The organism is Dermacoccus sp. Ellin185, assembly GCF_000152185.1.
Lineage (GTDB): Bacteria > Actinomycetota > Actinomycetes > Actinomycetales > Dermatophilaceae > Dermacoccus > Dermacoccus nishinomiyaensis.
The window spans coordinates 26,213-32,866 of the sequence record NZ_AEIQ01000046.1 but is presented as its reverse complement, the minus strand read 5'-3'; the positions used below and the strand labels follow the sequence as shown (position 1 = coordinate 32,866).

General features: G+C 71.0%; 9 protein-coding genes. 5 read left to right on the top strand and 4 right to left on the bottom strand.

Going from position 1 to position 6,654, the window contains the following annotated elements; genetic code table 11:
• The 3 genes from HMPREF0321_RS04105 to HMPREF0321_RS04095 all read right to left on the bottom strand — a co-directional run.
• Positions 1-854: AAA family ATPase (locus HMPREF0321_RS04105; protein ID WP_006944392.1), on the bottom strand; the 854-nt coding region annotated here is incomplete at its 3' end.
• Complete coding sequence (locus HMPREF0321_RS04100; RefSeq protein ID WP_006944349.1) at positions 851-2,044, bottom strand: exonuclease SbcCD subunit D; 1,194 nt, start codon at positions 2,042-2,044, stop codon at positions 851-853. The genes HMPREF0321_RS04100 and HMPREF0321_RS04105, both read right to left, overlap by 4 nt.
• Positions 2,045-2,154: 110 nt before the next feature.
• Positions 2,155-2,790 carry a histidine phosphatase family protein gene (locus HMPREF0321_RS04095; protein ID WP_115296254.1) on the bottom strand — a complete coding sequence of 212 codons (636 nt, stop codon included), beginning with the start codon at positions 2,788-2,790 and terminating at the stop codon, positions 2,155-2,157.
• A gap of 29 nt (positions 2,791-2,819) precedes the next feature.
• On the opposite strand from HMPREF0321_RS04095, the gene HMPREF0321_RS04090 reads away from it, so the two are divergent.
• The 5 genes from HMPREF0321_RS04090 to HMPREF0321_RS04070 all read left to right on the top strand — a co-directional run bounded on the left by HMPREF0321_RS04090 (position 2,820) and on the right by HMPREF0321_RS04070 (position 5,647).
• Positions 2,820-3,248, top strand: a complete 429-nt coding sequence (locus HMPREF0321_RS04090) for an OsmC family protein (RefSeq protein WP_006944390.1) — start codon at positions 2,820-2,822, stop codon at positions 3,246-3,248.
• A 178-nt stretch (positions 3,249-3,426) separates the two neighbouring features.
• Positions 3,427-3,894, top strand: a complete 468-nt coding sequence (locus tag HMPREF0321_RS14680) for an SRPBCC domain-containing protein (RefSeq protein ID WP_006944369.1) — start codon at positions 3,427-3,429, stop codon at positions 3,892-3,894.
• A 3-nt stretch (positions 3,895-3,897) separates the two neighbouring features.
• Entirely contained in the window at positions 3,898-4,521 is a 624-nt protein-coding gene (locus HMPREF0321_RS04080) for an L-threonylcarbamoyladenylate synthase (RefSeq protein ID WP_006944340.1), read from the top strand.
• 95 nt (positions 4,522-4,616) lie between these two features.
• Positions 4,617-5,087, top strand: a complete 471-nt coding sequence (locus HMPREF0321_RS04075; protein ID WP_006944389.1) for a YbjQ family protein — start codon at positions 4,617-4,619, stop codon at positions 5,085-5,087.
• Positions 5,087-5,647: a nucleosidase gene (locus HMPREF0321_RS04070; protein WP_038568024.1), complete on the top strand. Its 561-nt coding sequence runs from the start codon at positions 5,087-5,089 to the stop codon at positions 5,645-5,647. Before HMPREF0321_RS04075 ends, HMPREF0321_RS04070 begins: the two co-directional genes overlap by 1 nt.
• A gap of 179 nt (positions 5,648-5,826) precedes the next feature.
• On the opposite strand, the gene HMPREF0321_RS04065 is transcribed toward HMPREF0321_RS04070, so the two are convergent.
• A complete protein-coding gene (locus HMPREF0321_RS04065) occupies positions 5,827-6,639 on the bottom strand; it encodes a fructosamine kinase family protein (RefSeq protein ID WP_038570850.1) in 813 nt (270 codons plus the stop codon).
• Positions 6,640-6,654: the final 15 nt, after the last annotated feature.

Genomic DNA, 6,654 nt, shown 5'->3' with positions numbered 1-6,654 from the left:
CGGCTCGCACGTCGCGCGCGCATCTCACTGGTGCGCGCCGCGTGCTCGAGAGCGTCGCGGCGTTCGGTGACCTCACGGACGACGGCGCGCAGACGCTCGGGTAGCTCGGGTACGCCCGCGCTGACGGCGTCGGCGCTCGGCGCATCGACGCTGACGTCGAACGGCGCCTCGAGGGGCTCGTCGAGGCGGGCAAGCGCGTCGTCGACGATGGTCAGGTGGCTGCGGATGCGCTCGAGTGACGCGTCGCGCTCGCGGGCGCGCTGATTCTTCGCCTCCGTGAACCACGTCTCGACGGCGTCGAACCGGCTGACGTCGAAGAGGCGCTCGAGCAGGATGCGGCGATCTTCCGGCTTGGCGCGCAGGAATTGAGCGAACTCGCCCTGTGGCAGCAGCACCACCTGCGCGAACTGCTCGAGTCGCATGCCCAGGGTGTCGCTCATCATGTCCGCGGCCTCGTCGATGCGCTGCGAGACGAGATGCCATGCGCTGTCGCGCCACTGGCTGAGCAGCACCGTGGCCTGACGCGTCGTCGTGCCCGTGCCGCGGCGTTTGGGCGCCTCCCACTGGGGGGTGCGCTGCACCCGCCAGCGGGTGCGTCCGACGCTGAACTCGAGCTCGACGCGCGGCTCGGCGAACGGTTCGGCGTGATGGCTGCGCAGGCTCTGACGCAGCGACTTGCGGGCACCGGGCACATCGCCGAACAGCGCGAACGCGATGGCGTCCAGCAGCGAGCTCTTGCCGGAGCCGGTGGGACCGTTGATGAGCAGGATGCCCTGATCGAGGGCGTCGAAGTCGATGTGCTCGCGCCCGGGGAAGGGCCCGAACGCCTCGAGGGTGAGCGAGTGCAATCTCATCGCAGGGCCTCCAGGTCGAACATCGAGCCGTCGTCGCGCATGGTCTCGGCGTCGTGGCGGTTCGCCGCGGCGACGGCGTGGCCGAGGGCGGTGCGTTCGGTCGCGTTGGGACCGCGTCCCCCGCGCACGTGGGCGAGGAAGTCGCAGCACAGCTCGACGTCGTCGCGCCCGGCGAGGCGCTCGGCGTACGTGAGCGGCGCATCATCCTTGCGGGCCGATTCGAAGGAGAGCCGCAGGGTGTGCGGGAAGCGGGCTCGCAGCCGATCCATCGCCGCGGCCGGCCGAATCTCGTCGGTCAGCGTCACCTGGCACCAAGCCGCCTCGGCATGGGCGAGTGCGGGCTCGGCGAGCAGGTCGTCGAGTTCGCCGACGAGCGTCGCGAGCGGGCGGTGCACGGGCGCCTCGATGAATTCCCCACGCGCGGCACCACGTGTGACGTCGATGAGCCACGTGCCCTTCGTGTGGCCTGCCTCGCTGAACGACATCGCGACGGGGCTGCCGCTGTAGCGCACGTGCTCTTCGAGCGTCTGCGGGCCGTGCAGGTGCCCGAGCGCGGCGTAGTCGAAGCCTGACACGACGGACGTGGGTACCTGGCCGAGGCCACCGACGCTGATGTCGCGCTCTGAGTCGCTCGTCGTCGCCCCGGCGAAGTACGCGTGCGCCATCGCGACGACGGGCGCGCCGTTGTCAGGCACCTGGGCTCGCGAGCGCGCGACCGCCTCGCTCAGCACCGCCCGATGCGTTCCCTCATCGAGGCCGAACACGCCCGCAGCTACCGACGGTTCGAGGTAGGGCAGCGCGACGACGTGACCGGCGATCTCGTCGCTGCCGCGCCGCGGCACCGCCACCGGCCGGGTGATGCCCTCATAGGCGGCGCGGATGTGCAGACCCGCATGCTCCATGATGCGCGAGCCGAAGTTGAGCCGGGACGCCGAGTCGTGGTTGCCGGAGGTGACGACGACGCGAGCGCCGGTGTCGAGCAACCGCCACAGGGCGTCGTCGAGCAGTTCGACGGTGCGCGGGTTGGGCAGCGCCCGGTCGTACACGTCTCCGGCGACGAGGACGGCGTCGACCTGCTCGTCGCGCGCGAGGTCGACGAGATGGTCGAAGTAGGCGGAGTGAGCCTCACCGAGGCCCTCGCCGTGGAACGAGCGGCCCAGGTGCCAGTCGGACGTGTGCAGGATGCGCATGTCTCACACGCTAGAGGTGAGCGCCGACAATCGCGGAATCCCGCGGAAGAAGCAGCCTGAATCGACGTCACACAGCTCGTGCGACCAGGGCACAGGACGCAGGTACGACCTCAGACCGACGGCAGGTGCGTCGTGTTCCACGAGGCGATCGTCGGGATTCCGTGGTGCGTGTCGAGGGCGCACACGGCGCCGGCGTCGAGCTGCAGCGACGCCGCGAAGCGCGGCTGCTGACGCAGGTACGCGGCGGCGAGGATGCGCAGCAGGTGCCCGTGGGCGACGAGGATGACGTCGCCCTGCTCCAGCAGCGGATGCACCCGTGCGAGCACGTGCGAGGCGCGCGCGGCGACGTCCTCGACCGTCTCACCCGGGGTCTCGCCAGGGATGACGCCGTCGGCGAAGATCTCCCAGTCGTACCCGACCTCCTCACGGATCTGCGGCGTCGACTTGCCCTCGTAGCCGCCGTAGTCCCACTCGCGCAGGTCGTCGTCGATCTCGAGGTTCTGCAGCCCGATGAGTTCGGCCGTGCGCCGCGCGCGCAGCAGCGGGGAGACGAACTCCGCGACGAAGTGGTGTCCGGCGAGCGCCTGCCCGGCCGCCCGCGCGACGGCCTCCCCGGCGGGCAGCAACGGCAGATCCGTGGTGCCGGTGTGGCGCCCGTCACGTGACCACTGCGTCTCGCCGTGGCGCACGAGCACGAGGCGTCCGGAGTCGGGGCGGGGGGCGTTGGGGCTGGCTGCGTCGGGCACGCCTGGCAGCCTAGTGGCACGATGGGCGTATGAGCGCCAACGACCCCCACCGCAGCGTCAGCATCTCCCGCACGAGCGCTGGACGCTTCGTCGCGACGAACGCGCGCGGCGGCACCCTCGAGTTCGGCTCGGGTGACGACACCGACTTCACGCCCGTCGAGCTGTTGCTCACCGCGATCGCCGGGTGCAGTGCCATCGACGTCGACATCTTCACCACGCGCCGCAGCGAGCCGACGCAGTTCGACGTCGTCGCCGAGGGCGACAAGGTGCGCGACGAGCAGGGCAACCACATGGGCCCGATCGACGTGACGTTCACCGTCCGTTTTCCCGAGGGCGACGCCGGCGACGCCGCGCGCAAGGTCTACCCGGAGACGGTCGAGTTGTCCCACGAGAAGCTGTGCACCGTCAGCCGCACGGTCGTGCTGCCCACCGAGGTGAGGATGCACGTCGCCGAATGACGGCCGCGGTGGCGGCGGCGCCCTGACGCTGTCCCCGGACCCGCTGCCCGGACGCGTTCTTGCCGCGCGTCGTCCCACGAATCGGACCCTGCGGATCGGGTGGGTGCGAATCCCCATCCGACCTCGTCGCCCGTGCCATAGTGTGCGGGCTGCTGTCGAGAGCCAGGGAGATGCGTCGGTGGACAAGATCACGCTCACCCATGACGTCCCGGTGCCGCCGGCGGCCGCGTTCTACCTGTTCGTCGGCGAGATCGGCAAGTGGTGGCCGCCGCTGCAGACTCCTGACCCCGCGCGTCATGCGGGCGTCGTCATCGAGGCCCGTCCGGGCGGGACCGTCAGCTTCCGAATCGGCGGCGAGGATCGCGCGTGGGGCGAGGTCGTCAGCGTCGACCTGCGCTCGTCGATCGTCTTCGACTGCTGGCGCCGCGGCGAGCATCGTCATCCGAGCCGCGTCAGCGTCCGGTTCAGCGACAGCGAATGGGGCACCCGCGTCACCTTCGAGCACGACGGTTGGGACGACGACAACGCAGGCGCGCGCGCCCGGTACGGCGACTGGCCGCTCATCCTCGCCGAGTTCGTCGCCCACACCCGCCGTCACGCGCGGGGGATCAGGGTGGCGGCGCGTGATCCGCGCGGCGTAGCCTGAGGCATGGCGCTCTTCCTCGACATCCACCCCCAGAACCCGCAGCCGCGCACCGTTCGTCAGGTCGTCGACGCTCTGCGTGACGGCGCGCTCATCGCCTACCCGACGTCGTCAGGTTTCGCTCTCGGTTGCGCGCTCGGCAACGCCGAGGGCAAGGAGCGCATGGTGCGCATCCGGCACCTCGACGCCAAGCACGACTTCACGCTCGTGTGCGAGGACTTCGCACAACTCGGTCAGCTCGTACAGCTCAACAACGCCGCGTTTCGGGCGATCAAGGCCTCGACGCCGGGGCCGTACACGTTCATCCTGCCGGCGACGGCGGAGGTGCCGCGCAAGCTCGTGCACCCGAAGAAGAAGACGGTCGGGGTGCGTCTCGACGACCATCCGATCGCGCGCGCCATCGTCGCGGAGTTGGGCGAGCCGCTGCTGTCGACGTCGCTCATTCTGCCCGACCAGGACGAGCCGTTCACCTACGGCTGGGCCGTCAAGGACGCGCTCGACCATGAGGTCGACATCGTCATCGATGCCGACGAGGTCGAGCCTCGCCCGACGAGCGTCATCGACTACACGGACGCGGCGCCGACCGTGTTGCGCGTCGGTGCCGGCGACGTCGCGCGCTTCGAGGGCTGACGCCGAGTCGCCGCGCGAACGGGGCCTGGAACAAGGGCCGGAGAAGCGCGGCGATCCACCCCCGCGGACGGTGCGTGCCGCCTAGACTCGACGTCATGATCATCGTGACGACGAACGACGTGACCGGCCACCGCATCGAGGCGACGATGGGTGAGTGCTTCGGCCTGACGGTGCGCTCGCGCCACATCGGCTCCAACATAGGCGCCGGGCTCAAGGCCATGGCCGGTGGTGAGCTCAAGGGCATCACCGAACTGCTCGTCGAGTGCCGCCGTGAAGCGTTGTCCCGCCTGGCCGCCGAGGCGCAGGCGCGCGGCGCGAACGCCGTCGTGGCATTCCGCTTCGAGACGAACGAGTTCGCACAGACCGGCATCGAGGTGTGCGCCTACGGCACGGCCGTCTATATCGCACCTGACGGCCAGCAGGGCGGGCAGCAGGCGCACCAGGGTCAGCAGGGCGGGGCGCAGCAGTGGAATGCGCCGGCGTCGCAGAGCATGGGCCAGCAGTTCGCGGGCGGCTCGGGCGAGCCCTCGCAGCAGTGGCAGGGCAACGCTGACGCACAGCGGTGATGACGCTCGTCGTCGCCGCGGCGGCCAGCGAGACGCGCTATCTTCCCGCTGACGTCGACGTGGTCCTGACCGGCCTGGGCAAGACCGCGGCGGCAATCGCAACGACGCGGGCACTCGCGGAGCGCACCCCGCAGGAACGGGCGGGGCTGCAGGTCGTCAACCTCGGCTCATGTGGAGCCCTGCGCCCCGGCATGCGGGGCGTCTTCGAGCCGGGCGTCGTGCTCAACCACGACATCAGTGCCGACGCGATCCGCGCCCTCGGCCACGACGTGCGCGAGCGCCTCGGCGTCGGGGCAGGCGACCCAGAGCTCGTCCTGGCCACGGGTGACCTGTTCGTCAGCGACGCACAGGTGCGGGATGCTCTTGCCGAGCGCGCGTCGCTCGTCGACATGGAGGGCTACGCCGTCGTCGCGGCCTGCCAGGCGTTCGACGTGCCCGTGCGCGTCGTCAAGCACGTCTCGGACGACGCCGACGCCTCCGCGTTCGACTGGGCGACGCTCGTCGACACCTCGGCGCGCGACCTCGCGGCCTGGTTCACCGCCAACGTCTCGTCCACCTGACGCGCCGCTGGGCGAACGCACGCGCCGCGGGATGTGGCAGCGCTAGCTCCGCGGCTCGCGAGCGGCATCAGCATACGGTCGGCCGTCGCGTCGCAAGCCGTCAGGAGCGGGGCAACGCCACGGTCAGACGCTGTGCCATGGACCGTGAGATCCGCGACTGAGCGCACGCCTCCAAGGCTTCACACGCTCAACAGCCGGGCCGACGCGCCGAGGGCCCGCGAGACGGGCTCGGCGTAGCCCGCGCCGAACAGATGCAGGTGGACGAGCCAGCCGAACAGCTGATGCAACGGCAGCTGCTCGCGCCAGTCGTCGGGCAGGTGGGCGGCCTCGGCGTAGGAATCGAGAATCGCCTCGAGCCCGGGGGCGCCGAACATCGTCAGCATCGCGAGGTCCGCGAGCGGGTGGTGCCCGCACGCCGCGGGGTCGATGACGACGGCGCCGCCGCGCGTCCACAGGACGTTGCCGCTCCACAGGTCGCCGTGTACGCGGGCGGGCCGCACGAACTCACCCGAGGCGCCCCAGGTGTCGACGGCCCCCGATTCGACGGCGCCGCAGACGCGCTGCGCGAGGTCAGCGTCGCGTCCCGCCAGCCGCGTGCGTTCCAGCACCGGTCGCAGCCGGGCCTGCGTGTAGAACGCCCCGAACGTCGCCGATTCGACATGGGGGAGCGTGAGCGGCTGATCGAGCGGACCGAAGAAGTACGTCGACGCGCCGGGCGGCAGCGCACCGAACGTGGGGGCACCCGCCGCATGCGTCGCCGCCAGAGCAGCACCGAACCGGGCCGCGGCCGCGTCGACGCCGTCGCTCGGGCGAGCCTCGTCTAGGCGCTCCAACGTCACCGACGTGGCGTCCTGGTCGAGCACCTCGACGACGTCGACGCCCCCATCGGCGCTCGCTGCGGCGAGCCACCGCAACCCCGCAGCCTCCGTGGCGAAGAAGCCGGACGGCGCGCCGGCTCGCTGCTTCACGTACGTGTTCTCGCGTCCGTTCATGCGATGAGAGTACGC

Bases quoted from the DNA above. Each gene is read 5' to 3' on its own strand.
- HMPREF0321_RS04100 (WP_006944349.1), bottom strand. From the start codon at position 2,044: ATGCGCATCCTGCACACGTCCGACTGGCACCTGGGCCGCTCGTTCCAC.
- HMPREF0321_RS04080 (WP_006944340.1), top strand. From the start codon at position 3,898: ATGGCGCTCTTCCTCGACATCCACCCCCAGAACCCGCAGCCGCGCACC.
- HMPREF0321_RS04090 (WP_006944390.1), top strand. From the start codon at position 2,820: ATGAGCGCCAACGACCCCCACCGCAGCGTCAGCATCTCCCGCACGAGC.
- HMPREF0321_RS04075 (WP_006944389.1), top strand. From the start codon at position 4,617: ATGATCATCGTGACGACGAACGACGTGACCGGCCACCGCATCGAGGCG.
- HMPREF0321_RS04065 (WP_038570850.1), bottom strand. From the start codon at position 6,639: ATGAACGGACGCGAGAACACGTACGTGAAGCAGCGAGCCGGCGCGCCG.
- HMPREF0321_RS04070 (WP_038568024.1), top strand. From the start codon at position 5,087: ATGACGCTCGTCGTCGCCGCGGCGGCCAGCGAGACGCGCTATCTTCCC.